The organism is Bradyrhizobium sp. HKCCYLS3013, assembly GCF_051167615.1.
GTDB lineage: Bacteria > Pseudomonadota > Alphaproteobacteria > Rhizobiales > Xanthobacteraceae > Bradyrhizobium.
Map to the genome: position 1 here is coordinate 38,352 of NZ_JBNPTK010000025.1, position 15,663 is coordinate 54,014.

Annotated in this window: 12 protein-coding genes; 1 reads left to right on the forward strand and 11 read right to left on the reverse strand. The window is 64.2% G+C overall.

All coding sequences use genetic code 11. The features are described from left to right. Positions 1-60: 60 nt before the first annotated feature. From ACQR1F_RS30110 to eno, 5 genes are all read right to left on the reverse strand, one after another. Entirely contained in the window at positions 61-618 is a 558-nt protein-coding gene (locus tag ACQR1F_RS30110) for an NADPH-dependent FMN reductase (protein WP_316178495.1), read from the reverse strand. 144 nt (positions 619-762) lie between these two features. Continuing rightward, positions 763-1,932 (reverse strand): serine hydrolase domain-containing protein, encoded by a 1,170-nt coding sequence (locus tag ACQR1F_RS30115; RefSeq protein WP_434914402.1) that lies wholly within the window; start codon positions 1,930-1,932, stop codon positions 763-765. Between the two features lie 222 nt (positions 1,933-2,154). Next, positions 2,155-3,150, reverse strand: a complete 996-nt coding sequence (locus ACQR1F_RS30120) for an MBL fold metallo-hydrolase (RefSeq protein WP_434892033.1) — start codon at positions 3,148-3,150, stop codon at positions 2,155-2,157. Positions 3,151-3,270: 120 nt separating this feature from the next. After that, positions 3,271-4,410, reverse strand: coding sequence for a zinc-binding dehydrogenase (locus ACQR1F_RS30125; protein ID WP_434914403.1), 1,140 nt, complete (start codon positions 4,408-4,410; stop codon positions 3,271-3,273). A 32-nt stretch (positions 4,411-4,442) separates the two neighbouring features. Continuing rightward, the gene (eno, locus tag ACQR1F_RS30130) at positions 4,443-5,726 is read right to left on the reverse strand and encodes a phosphopyruvate hydratase (protein WP_434914404.1); all 1,284 of its coding nucleotides are present in this window, start codon (positions 5,724-5,726) and stop codon (positions 4,443-4,445) included. Positions 5,727-5,904: 178 nt separating this feature from the next. Here eno and queF point away from each other — a divergent pair, with 178 nt between their 5' ends. After that, complete coding sequence (queF, locus tag ACQR1F_RS30135) at positions 5,905-6,381, forward strand: preQ(1) synthase (RefSeq protein WP_434914405.1); 477 nt, start codon at positions 5,905-5,907, stop codon at positions 6,379-6,381. Between the two features lie 208 nt (positions 6,382-6,589). Here queF and ACQR1F_RS30140 read toward each other — a convergent pair whose 3' ends face one another. The 6 genes from ACQR1F_RS30140 to ACQR1F_RS30165 all read right to left on the reverse strand — a co-directional run bounded on the left by ACQR1F_RS30140 (position 6,590) and on the right by ACQR1F_RS30165 (position 15,642). Beyond that, positions 6,590-8,296 carry a UvrD-helicase domain-containing protein gene (locus tag ACQR1F_RS30140; protein WP_434914414.1) on the reverse strand — a complete coding sequence of 569 codons (1,707 nt, stop codon included), beginning with the start codon at positions 8,294-8,296 and terminating at the stop codon, positions 6,590-6,592. Next, positions 8,293-10,164 (reverse strand): ATP-dependent nuclease, encoded by a 1,872-nt coding sequence (locus ACQR1F_RS30145; RefSeq protein WP_316218749.1) that lies wholly within the window; start codon positions 10,162-10,164, stop codon positions 8,293-8,295. Before ACQR1F_RS30145 ends, ACQR1F_RS30140 begins: the two co-directional genes overlap by 4 nt. Positions 10,165-11,104: 940 nt before the next feature. Beyond that, positions 11,105-12,316 (reverse strand): MFS transporter, encoded by a 1,212-nt coding sequence (locus ACQR1F_RS30150; RefSeq protein WP_434914406.1) that lies wholly within the window; start codon positions 12,314-12,316, stop codon positions 11,105-11,107. After that, the gene (kdsA, locus tag ACQR1F_RS30155; protein WP_434914407.1) at positions 12,316-13,179 is read right to left on the reverse strand and encodes a 3-deoxy-8-phosphooctulonate synthase; all 864 of its coding nucleotides are present in this window, start codon (positions 13,177-13,179) and stop codon (positions 12,316-12,318) included. Before kdsA ends, ACQR1F_RS30150 begins: the two co-directional genes overlap by 1 nt. Before the next feature lie 117 nt (positions 13,180-13,296). Next, positions 13,297-13,623 carry an NIPSNAP family protein gene (locus ACQR1F_RS30160; RefSeq protein WP_316183674.1) on the reverse strand — a complete coding sequence of 109 codons (327 nt, stop codon included), beginning with the start codon at positions 13,621-13,623 and terminating at the stop codon, positions 13,297-13,299. Between the two features lie 387 nt (positions 13,624-14,010). Beyond that, the gene (locus ACQR1F_RS30165; protein ID WP_315750932.1) at positions 14,011-15,642 is read right to left on the reverse strand and encodes a CTP synthase; all 1,632 of its coding nucleotides are present in this window, start codon (positions 15,640-15,642) and stop codon (positions 14,011-14,013) included. Positions 15,643-15,663: the final 21 nt, after the last annotated feature.

Genomic DNA, 15,663 nt, shown 5'->3' on the forward strand with positions numbered 1-15,663 from the left:
CGCCCTGCCCGCATCATACCCGTCATGCAGTTGGCGACCGCCGCACGGCGACGACCAAGGTCAGCCGTTCTGCTTGGCCACGAAGGCGGCGAAGGCATCCAGATATTGCTGCAACACCGTCTTGAGCGAATCCTTGACCAGCTCGCCCTGGGCGTCGAACGCGTCGCCGACGCCGTTCAGGTAGATTTCCGGCTGTCCCATGATCGGGCCCGAGATGCCCGGCATGATGTTCTGCAGGTGCTTGGCCGCCGCCACGCCGCCGAGCGGGCCCGGCGAATTGGAGATGAGGCCGACCGGCTTGCCCAGGAACGAGCTCTGCCCATAGGGGCGCGAAGCGATGTCGATCGCGTTCTTCAGCACGCCGGGGATCGAGCGGTTGTATTCCGGCGTCAGGATGAGGACGCCGTTCGAGGCCTTCAGCTTGTCGCGCAGGGCGAGCCAGTCGGCCGGCGGATTGGCTTCGAGATCCTGGTTGAAGAACGACAGGCCGTTGAGCGTGGTCACGTCGATCTTCAGGCTGGCCGGCGCCAGCTTGGCGAGCGCATTGGCGATCTTCAGGGTGAAGCTCTCCTTGCGGAGACTGCCGACGAGGGCGACGATGGCGTACGGAGCAGGCATAGGGCATCCTTTGCAGGGGAACGTGAGGGGTGCACTTAAGACACATGGGCAAGACCATGCAAGTGCATGAAAACAGCGTGTCGCGAAACTCAGCGTTTCATCGCGAGCAGGGCTCCAATGTTCCAGACCTTCGCCGCGGCGAGCTCAAGCCGTGGCTTTGAGGCTGCGGGCAAATTCAGCCACCGCCTGATGCGTCAGCCAGATCGCCTGCCCGTCGACCGGCTGAGCCCAGCTCGACAGCTTGGCGATCACGATGCCGTTGGCGGCATCGACGAACAGGTTCTGGCCGTGAATGCCCATCGCGAACATCAGCTGCGGCTGATCATTGATGACGTACCAGCCGCTGCGATAGTGCATGTTGCGGCTGATCGCGGCAAAGCTGTCGCGCCACTGGCCGTCGCGCCAAGCCTGCACATCGCCATTGTGCCTGATGTCGTCGAGCCAAGCCTCGGGGATGATCGCGTGCGAGCCCCGCCGCCCACCTGACAGCACGAGCTGGCCAAGGCGCGCGAAATCGCGCAAGGTGGCGCAGAAGCCGCCGGTGCAGCGCGGCGCGCCCTTGCGGTCGAGGGTGATGAAGGCCTCGCCGCTGGCCCCCATCGGCTGCCACAGCAGCGTGCTGACGAGGCTTGCGAAGCTGCGGCCGGTGGCGCGCTCGATCGCCCAGCCCAGCAGATCGGTGTTGGAGGAGACGTAGCTGAAGGCGCCGCCATGCGGCGCCGACTGGGCGCGCATCGTCGCGAAGAAATCGTGCAGGTTCGGCGTCGTGCCCGGCGCGGCCGGCTCCCAGCCGCTGGCGTCGGCATAGGCCTGCAAGCCGGCGCCATCGAAGACGATGCCGGCGCGCATGTCGATGAGCTGCCGGATCGTGGCGCCGCGATAGGCCGTGGCGGCCACCTCCGGCACGTAGCGCGTGACCTCGGCGTCGATGTCGAGCTCGCCGCGGCCAGCCAGGATGCCGACCATGAGGCCGGTGATCGACTTGGTCGCCGACATCAGGATGTGCGGCGTGTCGCGGTCGGTGCCGCCGTCATAGCGCTCGAAGACGATGCGGCCGTCATGCAGGATCAGCAGCCCGTCGGTCGCCGTCGCCTTCAGGAAACCGTCGAGATCGAGCGTGCCGCCCTTGGGCAGCCGCACGCTGAAATCCTCGAACGCAACCGGGCTCGCCGGCAGCGGCCAGGCGCTGCCGGGCGCGCTCTCGATGTCGGCGGCCGGCAGGATCGCGCGGATGTTGTGAAAGGCCCAGCGGCTGAACGGCGCAGTGCGCCAGTTGGAGAGATCGGCGGTGGTGGGAGAGAGGTCGATCGACATGCAAGGCCCTGCGGAGTCCCGGGAACGCCTGACATAGGCGTTCGCCGGAGCGGCGGGAAGCCCGGCATTTCGCATATGCAAAACAAGCAGGCCGCATCGAAAGACGGCCTGGCACACTCCATCCCCGTCATTGCGAGGAGCGAAGCGACGACGCAATCCAGAGTCCCGACCGAGCCCCTGGATTGCGTCGCTTCGCTCGCAATGACGCCGGTTAAAGCGAGATCAGATCACCGGATTCCACGGCGCCGGGATCAGCCGGTACTTGGCGCCGTCCTTCTCGACATAGCCCACCGAGGGGAACGAGAAGTGGAAGCCGATCACCTTGGCCTTCTCGACGGCGGCCATGTCGTAGAACTTGTGCCGCGTCTCCTGCGCCATCGCGGCATCGGTGTCGAACATCACGTGCCAATCCGGATTGCGCAGGAACAGCTCGGGGACGTTGGTGACGTCGGCCTGGATCAGCACCCTGGCATTGCCGGAAGCGACCGCGAACGAGGTGTGTCCCGGCGTGTGACCGGGCGTGCCGAGCGCGGTGATGCCGGGCGCGACCTCCTTGTCCCACTCGTACTGAGTGACCTTGCTTTCGAGCCCGCCGAACACCTTCTTGAAGTTGGCGAAGTTGCCCTTCATCAAGTCGGTCTGCGCCTTGGCGGCGTTCTCGTCGCTATTCCAGAACGCCCACTCCTTGGCCGGCACCTTCAGCTCGGCGTTCGGAAATGCCAGCGAGCCGTCCGCGAGCTTGAGGCCGTTGATGTGGTCGCCATGCATGTGGGAAAGCACGACGACGTCGATGCTCTTCGGATCGACGCCGGCGGCAGCGAGGTTCTGCAGCGTGCGGCCGACCGCGCCCTTGCTGGCCTCGAAGGCCCCGGCCCCATTGCCGGTGTCGATCAGGACCAGCTTGGAGCCGGTGTTGATCAGCTGCGGATTGAAGGGGATCGTGATCATGCCCTTGGGCATGTAGGCCGCATCCGCTGCCGCCAGCGCTTCGTCCTTGGAGGTGTTGACGACGAACGTGTCGGGCATCGGGAAGGTGCGCGCGCCGTCATTGACGGAGGTGCACTCGTAGTCGCCGACCTTGTAGCGGTAGAAGCCGGGGGCCTGCGCGCCGGCGGGCGCAACCGCCGCGCGTGCCTGTCCGGCCAGCGGCGGCAAGGCGGTTGCAGCTCCGGCGAGGGCCGCACCGGCCAGAAATCGACGGCGATCCAATCGGGTCATGACAAATCTCTCCTCAGTGCTTCATGCGGCTGACGCCGCCCCCCAGACAAACGGGGCGGATTGTCTCCGCATGCGGGCCAAACGCAAGCCCGTCAGCAACGTCCGAGGAGCGACGTTAGGTCACTTATCTTTGTTGGGGTCGATGAGGAATTTTTCGCCGGTGGCCCGTTTGGCGTACACGGCGAGGTTGGCCGGATCGAGCGCCTCGGACAAGGAAACGACCTTGGTGTAGTGGCTGGCAAAGGTCGTCTTCAGCTCGTCGACGACGCGCTGGCGCAGCCGCTCGGTATCCGCCTTGCCGATCTTCATCAGGAACGGAAACAGCAGCCAGCCGCCCACGCTCCAGGTCATGCCGAAGCCGCGCGTGATCTCGGTCGGCCTGACGTCGAGGCTGCCGTAGATGTAGACCTGCTTGTGCACGTTCGAGCCGTATCGGCTGTAGGGGTGCTTGCCGGACTTGTTGATCGCGGCTTCCATCGCGTTGAGGATCTGGCCGGCGAGCTTGCCGCCGCCGATCGCATCGAACGCGATGGTCGCGCCGGTCTCGACCAGCGCCGCGACCAGGTCGTCCATGAAGGTGGGCGAGGTCGAATCCACGACGTACTTGGCGCCGAGGCCGCGCAGGATCTCCGCCTGTGCCGCACTGCGCACGATGTTGACCAGCGGGATGCCGTCCTTGAGGCAGATCTTGTTGAGCATCTGCCCGAGGTTGGAGGCGGCCGCGGTGTGCACGAGCGCGGTATGGCCCTCGCGCCGCATCGTCTCGGTCATGCCGAGCGAGGTCAGCGGATTGACGAAGCAGGAGGCACCCTCGGCGGGCGTGGTGCCCGCCGGCAGCGGCAGGCATTCGGAGAGCTTCAGGCAGCGATACTGGCTGTACATCGCCCCGCCGATCGCCGCGACCGTGCGGCCCATCAGCGCCTTGGCGGCGTCGGAGGATCCGGTCTTGACCACGACGCCCGCCCCCTCGTTGCCAACAGGCATGGACTCGTCGACCCGGGCGGCCATCGCCCGCATCCCGGTTTCCGGCACCTTCGCGATGATGACCGGACGGTCCTTGGTGCCGGACGCCTGCATGGTCGTGAGGTCGGCAGCGCCAACGAGCAGGCCGAGATCGGACGGGTTGATCGGCGCCGCCTCGATCCGCACCACGACCTCGTCCGGCCCAGGCTCAGGGGTCGGCACGTCGACCAGCGAGAGCTCGAGCTCGCCGCTGCGCTTGATCAGCGTCCGCAGTTGCAGGCCTGTCTCGACACCCATGCGCGCCTCCCTCTTCCGTGTTGCGTTCCGGATCAGGCCAGCGCCTTCAGCGCCGCCCTGCCCGCATATTTGGCCTGCGCATCCAGCTCCTGCTCGATCCGCAGCAGCTGGTTGTACTTGGCGGTGCGGTCGGCGCGCGCCAGCGAGCCGGTCTTGATCTGCCCGCAATTGGTGGCGACCGCGAGATCGGCGATGGTGGAATCCTCAGTCTCGCCGGAGCGGTGCGACATCACGGCGGTGTAGCCGGCCTTGTAGGCCATCTCGACCGCGGCGAGCGTCTCGGTCAGCGTGCCGATCTGGTTGACCTTGATCAGGATCGAGTTGGCGCGGCCGTTACGGATGCCGTCCTCCAGACGGTTCACGTTGGTCACGAACAGGTCGTCGCCGACGAGCTGGCACTTGTGGCCGATCAGATCGGTCAGCTCCTTCCAGCCGTCCATGTCGTCCTCCGACATGCCGTCCTCGATCGAGGCGATCGGATAGCGCGCGACGAGGTCGGCGAGATATTTGGCCTGCTCCGAGCGCGAGCGCGACTTGTTCTCGCCCTCGTAGACGTACTTGCCGTCCTTGAAGAACTCGGTCGCGGCGCAGTCGAGCGCCAGCATGACGTCCTCGCCCGCGGTGTAGCCGGCCTTGCCGATCGCGCTCATGACGAAGTCCAGCGCTGCGTCCGCCGACGGCAGGTTCGGCGCGAAGCCACCCTCGTCGCCGACATTGGTGTTGTGACCGGCCTTCTTCAGCTCGGCCTTCAGCGTATGGAAGATCTCCGAGCCGCAGCGCAGCGCCTCCGCAAAGGTCGGCGCGCCCACCGGCATGATCATGAATTCCTGGAAGTCGATCGGGTTGTCGGCGTGGACGCCGCCATTGACGATGTTCATCATCGGCACCGGCAGGGTGCGCGCCGAGGTGCCGCCGACATAACGATACAGCGGCATGTCGTAGGAGATTGCCGCCGCCTTGGCGCAGGCGAGCGAGACGCCGAGAATGGCGTTGGCGCCGATCCGGCTCTTGTTCTCGGTGCCGTCGAGCTCGATCAGGATCTGGTCGATCTGGACCTGGTCCTGCACCGACATGTCGCTGAGCGCCTCATAGACCTCGTCGTTGATGGCTTCGACGGCCTTGAGCACGCCCTTGCCGAGATAGCGGTGCTTGTCGCCGTCGCGCAGCTCGACCGCCTCGTGGGCGCCGGTGGAGGCGCCGGACGGCACGGCAGCGCGGCCGACCGAGCCGTCCTCCAGCACGACGTCGACCTCGACCGTGGGATTGCCGCGGCTGTCCAGGATTTCGCGGCCGATGATGTCGACGATGGCGGTCATGGGGTCCTCTTACGGGCTTCTGGTGGGCGTTGCTGCGCCGCTTCTACCGCAAGCCCGGGGGGCCGAAAAGGCCAAGTCTGGGACAAGAGCGGCAGAAGTGACGCCGAAATGACGAACCGGATGACGCATGGCCGGAGATTGGCTAAAGCGGCGCCAATTGCGACGGATGACACAAAACATGGCGAAGAAATCCACCCCAGCCCTGACATCGGCCGGCCTTCAGCTCGGCCGCGAAGTGGCGGCCCCGGACAGTCCGGAGGCGGCCCGGCTCGACCGCGTCCCCAACCCGCAGAAGGACACGGATTACCTGGCCCGCTTCACGGTGCCGGAGTTCACCTCGCTATGCCCGGTGACGGGACAACCGGACTTCGCCCATCTGGTGATCGATTACGCCCCCGGCCCCTGGCTGGTCGAATCCAAGTCGCTGAAACTCTACCTCGCCAGCTTCCGCAACCATGGCGCCTTCCACGAGGACTGCACGGTCGCCATCGGCAAGCGCCTCGCCGCCGAGATCAAGCCCAAATGGCTGCGCATCGGCGGCTACTGGTACCCCCGCGGCGGCATCCCGATCGACGTGTTCTGGCAGACCGGGAAGCTGCCGAAGGGATTGTGGGTGCCGGAGCAAGGCGTGGCGCCGTATCGTGGGCGGGGTTAGCGGGCGGGATCGCGAAAGACGACTCGAGCTTGAGCTCAGCTGCGTCCACGCCATCATGGCCGGGCTACGGTCCGGCCATCCACGTCATTCGGCATGCCAGGCTGGAGGTGGGTGCCGGAACGAGCGCCAGCATGGGAGATTCCGGCGACCAGCGCCCTAGTTTGTGATCTGCCGACCCGTTGAGAGCACCGCAATCCCGATCGTACGGTCAAGGGCCGCAGAGAGGCGCCGAGTTCTTCGGCCTGACGATGGCAACCCGCGTGCGCGCGCGAGTAATCGCCACGCGAAGCAATCGTCGGCTCTGCACAAACGGCGGCTTTTCTCCGCGATCGAAGAAGAGCGACTTGAATGCTCCCTCCACAAGAATGACCCCGTCGAACTCTTTCCCTTTGGACTTGTGAATGTTCATCACCAGCACCCCTTGGGGGTCCTGTTCGGCGGAGATCAGGCGCTCCTGATCAAGCACCTTCTTCACTAGCACCGTCGCGCCAGAGTAGCCGCCCGTAGCAACCCAGGACTCCGCGAGGCCTTGGCCCAAGGCATCGGTGGCGCGAAAAAGGCGTACAAGTCTGACTTGGCGCTGTATCTCAGAAAGTGCCGTCGTCTGCCCGAGAATCCGGCTCGCGGCTCGCCAGTCGGCAACAGGATCGCCGACTAGTTGCACGCCCGCCTCGACTGCAGCTACGATCTCCATTGCCTTCTTTGTCTTCAGCTTACCACCGCTCTGTACTACGACGGCGGCCTCAGCGAACTGGCGCGCAAGATCCTTGGCCGTCTGAGTCCCGTCCGTCGCTGCCTTGAGCCGGTAATAGGCGGAGACGAGCCGCAGCGTTTGTGCCTGAGCGTCTCGTACGTTCTGACGCGGCCACTCCAGTATCGAGGCGAGTACCACAGCAGCCGCAGCCGACAACTCCGCATCCCAGATCACCTCGTGCGAGATCGGCTTAAGTGTCTTATTCTTGTAGGTGTGCTCCTGACCCAGAATGGTCGAAATGTCCGAAACAAGTTGGTTGCTGCGGGTCAGCAACGCGATCGTAGGGCTTGCGATCTTTGCCTTTGCCAATTGGCTGAACATCCAGATCACGGCAGCATGAACTGTGGCCTCAAACCCACGTGGTGGGTAGCCGTGCTGGGTGACCTCGGCACAGGGAGACGGAAGCGTCGTGTTCTTCATCACCGCATCAGCGAACGCCAAAATTCCCCCATGGGGGCTTCGATGATTGTCGCCGGCCAAATCGAAGAGCTTGGAATTTAGTAACGTCTGTGCCTTTTTCAGGCGCAGCGGATCGACCTTTGGGTCATACTGAAAAATGCTCTGTTCCGGGTCCGCCAGGCAGAAGATCGTTGTGACCGAAGACAGCGCTGCGATGATCCGCCATTGATCGTCGTCGGTATCCTGAAACTCATCGACGATTATAAGAGGGTATTTGCGACCTAGCAGGGCGCGAACAGCGGCGCAGCCCTCAATAATATCAGCCATCGCGCCAGCAAACTGATCAAAGGCGAAAATTCCCTCGACCTTAGCACGGCGCACCAACTCCTGAGGCCAATCGCCGTCAAACTCGGCACGTTCGATCCTCTCTGCATCTGGAAACGCGATTCGTGCCTGATGTCCGTTTAGCAGACGCCCGTGCGATCGAAGGCCTTCCAGGCAGAAGGAGTGATAGGTCTGCACTTCGATAGCACGGCGCTCATCTTGGCTGAGTATTGCCTTGCACCGTGTCAGCACTTGGCGCACAGCAGCGCGCGAGAAGCTCAGGAAGAGGATTTCCTGGGCAGGCATCAAAGTCGAAATAACCTTTTTTGCCTTGAGCAGCGCGATCGTCGTCTTTCCTGACCCGGGGCCACCGGTCACGAGCACGTGTCCGGGCTCCGCGAGAATGTCGAGCCGCTTCTGGTCGAGGTCGATCTTCAGAGCAGATCTCCAAGAAGATCGGAGCCTCCGTCAGGCGGCGGAGGCTTCATCACCGCATGAATCTCTAGCAATATTTTCTTGATGGTGACGGGGAGTTCGTCAGCAGAACGACACTGGCGAATGAATAGTGCGGTGTAGCCGTACGCGTCACCCTTTCGTGCCTTCAGAACATTTAATGCTAACGCGCGCGCGGTGGCGTCATCGTCTAGTACGGAATCGTAAGCACCGCAGTGGCTCGGATAGTCATCGCGTGTGCTCGCGGCATCGAGAAACCGATGGTGGACTGTTGGCGAAGTCTCCGAAACGAGCAGGACTTCAATTCCTTTGGTTGGCGACTGCCAATGCGCAACATACTCATCGAGCTTGGCAACCGCTTCTGCGGTATGCGCCTTGTTCGGCTTGTCGTAAAAGGCGAAGGCGGTCTTGCTGAGCGCCTTAAAGACTGGGCCGTACTTTGGCACGGCCGTTTCGCTATCGGCCGTGAACAGACTGACGCCCGCGAAATCGAGGTGCATGTAGACATCGGATCCGAGGTCGCGCTCAAGGACAGTTGAGGCCTCTGGAAATAAAGCGGTCTCTGATGCGCCTTCGACGACCAGCACGCCGCGTCCCAGGATCGCCTCTGCGAATTGTCGACGCTCAGTTTTGAAGCTTTTGGTCTTGAATTCCCCAAGTTCGATCGGCGCACCTTCGAGGACGCCGTCGGCTCGCCGAGAGAGGATTACAATGTCCTGCGGCTCGAACTGCTCGATCACGTAAGGGGAATGCGAGGTGACGATCGCTTGCCCCATCTCTGTGAGCACGAAACGACTTACGCGCCGCTGTGTGTGGGGTGGCAGCGCGATCTCCGGCTCTTCCATCGCAAAGATCACCGACTGCTTTTCCTTGAGTTCGGCGATCACCGTTAGCAAGGCAAATACGAGAAGGTTAATCGACCCGGTCCCGAGCCTCGCAAACGGTACGCTATGGCCGACCGGTTCGGCGGCGATGAACAGCCTCACGACCTCGCGCAGATTCTCGCGGGTCAAGTCGGAAGCGAAAAAGGCCGTCGCATCATCGCCGTTTGCGAGCGAAACGAAACGCCCCATGCGCTCTCTAATATCTCTGCGGATCTGTTTAAGCTGGGGTACATCTCCGATGGGCGGAGTGAGCCCCTGCAGCCGATCGAGCGTGTCCTGCCACATGTCCGCCAACCCCGTTCCGCCGAGCCGAAGCACGGTGTCGAGTAACGATCCACGCTGAAGGCTTAGCGCCCGGGCTCCAGTGCGTAGAGTGCGCAGAAACACAAATCCGCATAACCGCTTGTGCTCCCGTCCAAAAAATTTCCGGCCGGCCCCTAACGCCAATTCGGGCGCCTCCTCGCCTTCAGGCGGCTCGATCGGATGATCGAAGAAGGTGTTGCCAACGAAGTCATCCTCGGCCTTGTCGTAACGGCCAAAGAAGACGACGGGCAGCGCCCATCGCTTCTGCGTCCCATCGCCATCCCCCGGGCCGCCCGTCCCTTGATCGGCGAAATCACGCGTAACGTCGTCCCACCGTCGAAGATGACGATGGAAGCGAAGCTCGGCTTCCTGCGGAAGATCAGTCAGGACCGCCTCAATGCGGACCTCTACCGGCTCTTTGTCGTTGTCAAGATATCGACCACAATAGAAGTCGTGCTCGTCAATGACAGGCCGTCGATAGAGCCGCTCAGGACCTAGAACAAGGTCGAGAGCCTCGCAAACCGTCGATTTACCAATATTGTTTCCGCCGACTAGGAGTGTATGTCCTGCTAAATGGACAACACCATGGGCCACGCCTCGGAAATTCGAGATAGTCAGGCGTTTTACTTTCACGTCGCCATGTCCCCAGCGGAGCTGGTGTCTCATGTGACACCGATTCTGGTGACATACCGCAAGATCGGGTTAGTGACACGCAAAGATTGAGTAACGGAAGCTCATCTCGGTTTTTTAGTGGATAGCCTACCCACCGGGCCTACTAGGTTCCACCAGCCAGACTTCTGCGCATTCTTCTGGTCCCGCAGCGGCTAACGCGGCCTAGACCGCACGATCGACGTCCGACCAAATGTCGGATTTTGACGCGAGACCAGAGACATCATCTCACCAAGCCCTTCCGTCCGAAATTTTCTCTTTCTTTTTTTCAGAAAGTGTGTTTTCTTACGTCCGTCCCGTCTCGATCAGAGGGGCGCTTCGCGGTCGTCACGGACGTTGAGGCGGGATGCGGTGGGCGTGTCGGGTCGCAGCGTGATCATTTGCGCGGACGAACGAGCCTGATGCGCCGGCGAAGTCGTATGGTCCTGGCCTCCCGACGCTGAGGCACCGCTGGCGGTGATGATGATCCGCCGGTCACGGGGGCAAGACAGCCCGGTCCCCGGGGAGAGTACGTATAAGCCGCCCAACCATCGCGCGGGGAATGCCGGGAAGTCTCGGCTGAACCTGTGGTACCTGCCGCCTGCATTTTTTTCCGCAGGCGGGCCATGGGGGCGGCCAGCTCCCGGCATTCCCCGTGCCCTCTTCTCGGAAAGAGGGCATGTCCAAAGGCAAAGCTCGGACGCAGATGCGCCGCGAGATGGTGGCGGTGTGCGCCCAGGGCTAAAGCAGCAAACGATGGGCCTTTATGCGCTCGCCTGTCTCCACGTCGTCATGCCCGGGCTTGTCCCGGGCATCCACGTCCTTCTCGGCGTGCCGGACGACGTGGATGGCCGGGACAAGCCCGGCCATGACGGAGCTACAAATGAGCAGGCGTTCCTGCGGCTATGGCTCGGTGTCTTCAGATGCAATGAGCATGCACCTGTGCCCGACAGGGCGGTCAGCTCGCCGCCGCATCCGCCGGCGGCCGCTGCCGCAGCAGCGCGGCGCAGGCGAAGCCGAGCGCGACCATCAGGACAGCGGCGGCGAGCAGCGTCGGCTGCTTGCCGCCATGGACCACGCCAAAACCGTAGGCGATGGGGCCGACGGTCTGGCCGAGGAAGAAGAAGAACGAGTGCAGCGACATCGCAGTGGCGCGGGCGCCGATCGACAGCTCGCTGGCAAACACCTGCAGGCAGCCATGGATCATGTAGAAGCCCCAGCCCATCATCAGCATGCAGGCGAACTGCAGCTTCCAGCCGGGGCCGAAGGCGAGCGCAGCGAGTTGCAGGCCGACCAGTCCCGCGCCCACGATCATCATGCCGTTGACGCCGAGCCGCGGCAGGAAGCTCGACACCGTGAAGGTGTAGAACAGGCCGCCGACCGCAAAACCCGCGATGACGATGCCGGCGATCGACAGCGAGGTTTCGCCGAGGTCGAACAGGAACGAGGCGATGAACGGAAACAGCCCGAATACGCAGCAGCCTTCGACGAACACCGCCGGAAAGCAGAAGCGCGCATTCGGGTTGGTGAAGATGGTGCGGTAGCCCTTCCTCAGCGCGGCGAGATCCGTGGTCGGCACGTGGGTGACCTTGGCGCCGCGGAAACCGGCCGCCACCGCGAGCGAGGCGATCAGTCCGAGCGCGCCGAGGATCGCGAGCACGCCGCGCCAGCCGATGAAGTCGCCGATGATGCCGGAGGCCGTGGCGCCGAGCAGGTTGCCGGCCATCGATCCCGCCAGCGTCCGGCCGATCGCAACCTGGCGCTTGTCGGGCGCGACGAGATCGCTGGTCAATCCGAGCGCGACCGGGAACACGCCGCCCGAGGCAACGCCAGCGAGAATGCGCGAGGCGAACAGCAGCGGAAACGAGGTGGCGAGCGCGCCAAGGATGCTGGCGACGCCGAGCAGCGCGAGGCACAGCGTCATCAGCCGCGCCTTGCCGAACAGATCGGCGGCGGCGCCGATCGCCGGCTGGATCAGCGCGTAGATCAGCGCATAGCCGGCGGCGATGCCGGCCGCCGTCGCGATGCTGATCGAAAAATCCTCGGCGACATGCGGCAGCACCGGATCGAGCGCCCGCGTCGACAGCGCCGCCGAGAAGCCCGCCAGCGCGATGATGTTCACGGCCGGCGGAAACTTGTTGTCTGCGGGCTTGGCGACGGGCTGGTGCATCAGCTGATGGCGTCTGTCGTCTGCGCCTTGGCCAGCCGGTCGAAGTCCATCAGCGTCTTCAACAAGGCCTCGAACTGGGCGAGCGGCACCATGTTCGGCCCATCGGAGGGCGCATGATCCGGATCGGGATGGGTCTCGATGAACACGCCGGCGACGCCGACCGCGACCGCGGCGCGCGCCAGCACCGGTACGAATTCGCGCTGGCCGCCCGACGAGGTGCCCTGCCCGCCCGGCTGCTGCACCGAATGCGTGGCGTCGAAGATGACCGGCGCCCCGGTCGTGCGCGCCATGATCGGCAGCGACCGCATGTCCGAGACCAGCGTGTTGTAGCCGAACGAGACGCCGCGCTCGGTCGCCAGCACGTTCGGATTGCCGGCGCCGGTGATCTTGGCAACGACGTTCGCCATATCCCACGGTGCCAGGAACTGGCCCTTCTTGACGTTGATCACCTTGCCGGTCGCGGCGGCCGCGAGCAGCAGGTCGGTCTGGCGGCATAGGAAGGCGGGGATCTGCAGGATGTCGACGGCCTGCGCCACCTCGGCGCACTGGCTCGCGTCATGGACATCGGTCAGCACGGGAAGGCCGAGCGAGGCGCGGATCTCCGCGAAGATCGGCAGCGACTGCTGGAGGCCAAGCCCGCGCGCGGCGGAGCCAGAGGTGCGGTTGGCCTTGTCGAACGAGGTCTTGTAGACGAGGCCGATGTTCAGGCGCGTCGCGATCTCCTTCAGCGCCGAGGCGACCTCGAGCGCGTGGGCGCGGCTCTCGAGCTGGCACGGCCCGGCGATGACAGCGAGCGGCAGCTGATTGCCAAACTTGACGGAGCCGAGGCTGACGACCGGCGCGGCGGAGATCGGAGCGTTCACAACTTCATCCTCTTCGTGCGCGCGACCATGACCCGGCGCAGGCCGCCGGATCAACCCGGCGCGGCCCCGCGAATAGCAGGGTTGCGGGGATCGGTCATCCCCGCCCCTCCCCGGCCTCTACTTCAGCGCCGAGAACGCGGTCGGCACCAGGAACTGGCTGGTGATGTTGGCGACGATCTGGCCGTCCTCCTCGCTCTTGGCGCGCGCCGCGATCCAGTCCGGATTGGTCATGAACGCGGTCCATTTGGTCTCGCGCTCGGCGAGCGACTCCCAGGCGAGGAAATAGGTCAGGTCCTGGTTGGACTCGCCGATCAGGGTGGTGAAGAAGCCGACCGGGCGGATGCCGTGCTTTTCCCACAGCTTCAGCGTCGTGTTTTCGAAACGCTTGAGCAGCGCCGGCAGGCGGCCGGGAATGCAGCGATAGATGCGGCTCTCATAGATCATGTGATCCTCCCTGATCTGTTCTTGCTTCGCGTGAACAGGGAGCGTTGTCGCAACAATCACTGCTGCCGTCAAAGGCGGAGTGACCGCTGTGGCCGCAGGGTTGGAGATGGCTCAACGCGTCTCCTGCCGCTGCGCTTTGGCGACGGGCCGTTTGCTCGTGGAGAGAGATTTGCGCCACTTGGAACGTTGTTCGACCCTCACCCTGAGGAGACCGCCGCAGGCGGTCGTCTCGAAGGGCGAGGCCCGTACTGTGGCCTCATGGTTCGAGACGCGTCGCAGAGGGCGACGCTCCTCACCATGAGGGTCCGGCTCCGAAATCGGCGCTGCACATTGGCCATGAGCAGCGTGCTCATGGAGAGGGGTGATCGCTCGCCCCTCGCGTCTGGCTCAGACCAGCCGGCTCTGCACGACCGCCGCCTGGATGAAGGACGCGAACAGCGGATGCGGCTCGAACGGGCGCGACTTCAGCTCGGGGTGGAACTGGACGCCGATGAACCACGGATGGTCCTCGTACTCGACGATCTCCGGCAGCACGCCGTCCGGCGACAGGCCGGAGAACTTCAGGCCATGCTGCTCGAGCCGGTCCTTGTAGGCGGTGTTGACCTCGTAGCGGTGGCGATGGCGCTCGGAGATCTCGGTCGCGCCGCCATAGACCTCGGACACGCGGCTGCCGCGCTTGAGCGCCGCAGGATAGGCGCCGAGCCGCATCGTGCCGCCGAGATCGCCGCTCTTGGAGCGCTTCTCCAGCTCGTTGCCGCGCAGCCACTCGGTCATCAGGCCGACCAGCGGCTCCTTCGTCGGACCGAACTCGGTCGAGTTGGCCTCGGTGATCCCGACCAGATTGCGCGCGGCCTCGATCACCGCCATCTGCATGCCGAAGCAGATGCCGAAATACGGCACGTCGCGCTCCCGCGCGAACTGCGCCGCGCGGATCTTGCCCTCGGCGCCGCGCTGGCCGAAGCCGCCGGGCACCAGGATGCCGTTGACGTGCTCGAGGAACGGCGCGGGGTCCTCGTTCTCGAACACCTCGCTCTCGATCCAGTCGAGCTTGACGCGGACCTTGTTGGCGATGCCGCCATGCGACAGCGCCTCGATCAGCGACTTGTAGGCATCCTTCATGCCCGTGTACTTGCCGACGATCGCGATCGTCACGTCGCCTTCCGGGTTGCGGACGCGCTCGTTGATCGTGTGCCAGCTCGACAGCGCCGGCGGCACCCGCGGCTCGATGCCGAACGCGGCCAGCACCTCGTCGTCCAGACCGGCGGCGTGATACGCCTCGGGCACGGCATAGATGTTGTCGACGTCGCGCGCCTCGATGACGGCGCTTTCGCGCACGTTGCAGAACAGGCCGAGCTTGCGCCGTTCCTCTTTCGGGATCGGGCGGTCGGTGCGGCACAGCAGGATGTCCGGCTGGATGCCGATCGAGCGCAGCTCCTTGACCGAATGCTGCGTCGGCTTGGTCTTCAACTCGCCGGCGCTCGGGATGTACGGGAGCAGCGTGAGATGGATGTAGATCGCGTGATGGCGCGGCAGCTCGTTGCCGAGCTGGCGGATCGCCTCGAAGAACGGCAGGCCCTCGATGTCGCCGACGGTGCCGCCGATCTCGACCAGCACGAAATCGTACTCGTCATTCCCGGACAGGACGAAATCCTTGATCGCATTCGTCACGTGCGGGACGACCTGGATGGTCGCGCCGAGATAGTCGCCACGGCGCTCCTTCGTCAGGATGTCCTGGTAGATCCGCCCTGTGGTGATGTTGTCGGCCTTGGTCGCGGGCCGCCCGGTGAAGCGTTCGTAATGGCCGAGATCGAGATCGGTCTCGGCGCCGTCGTCGGTCACGAACACTTCGCCGTGCTGATACGGCGACATCGTGCCTGGATCGAGGTTGAGATAGGGGTCGAGCTTGCGAAGCCGGACCTTGTAGCCGCGGGCCTGCAGCAGCGCGCCTAACGCGGCTGAAGCCAGACCCTTTCCGAGCGAGGAAACCACGCCGCCGGTGATGAAGATGTACCGCGCCATGGGACCCTACCTTTAATGCCG

Bases quoted from the DNA above. Each gene is read 5' to 3' on its own strand.
- ACQR1F_RS30115 (WP_434914402.1), bottom strand. From the start codon at position 1,932: ATGTCGATCGACCTCTCTCCCACCACCGCCGATCTCTCCAACTGGCGC.
- ACQR1F_RS30110 (WP_316178495.1), bottom strand. From the start codon at position 618: ATGCCTGCTCCGTACGCCATCGTCGCCCTCGTCGGCAGTCTCCGCAAG.
- queF (WP_434914405.1), top strand. From the start codon at position 5,905: ATGGCGAAGAAATCCACCCCAGCCCTGACATCGGCCGGCCTTCAGCTC.
- ACQR1F_RS30145 (WP_316218749.1), bottom strand. From the start codon at position 10,164: ATGAGACACCAGCTCCGCTGGGGACATGGCGACGTGAAAGTAAAACGC.
- ACQR1F_RS30120 (WP_434892033.1), bottom strand. From the start codon at position 3,150: ATGACCCGATTGGATCGCCGTCGATTTCTGGCCGGTGCGGCCCTCGCC.
- ACQR1F_RS30165 (WP_315750932.1), bottom strand. From the start codon at position 15,642: ATGGCGCGGTACATCTTCATCACCGGCGGCGTGGTTTCCTCGCTCGGA.
- ACQR1F_RS30160 (WP_316183674.1), bottom strand. From the start codon at position 13,623: ATGATCTATGAGAGCCGCATCTATCGCTGCATTCCCGGCCGCCTGCCG.
- ACQR1F_RS30150 (WP_434914406.1), bottom strand. From the start codon at position 12,316: ATGCACCAGCCCGTCGCCAAGCCCGCAGACAACAAGTTTCCGCCGGCC.
- eno (WP_434914404.1), bottom strand. From the start codon at position 5,726: ATGACCGCCATCGTCGACATCATCGGCCGCGAAATCCTGGACAGCCGC.
- ACQR1F_RS30125 (WP_434914403.1), bottom strand. From the start codon at position 4,410: ATGGGTGTCGAGACAGGCCTGCAACTGCGGACGCTGATCAAGCGCAGC.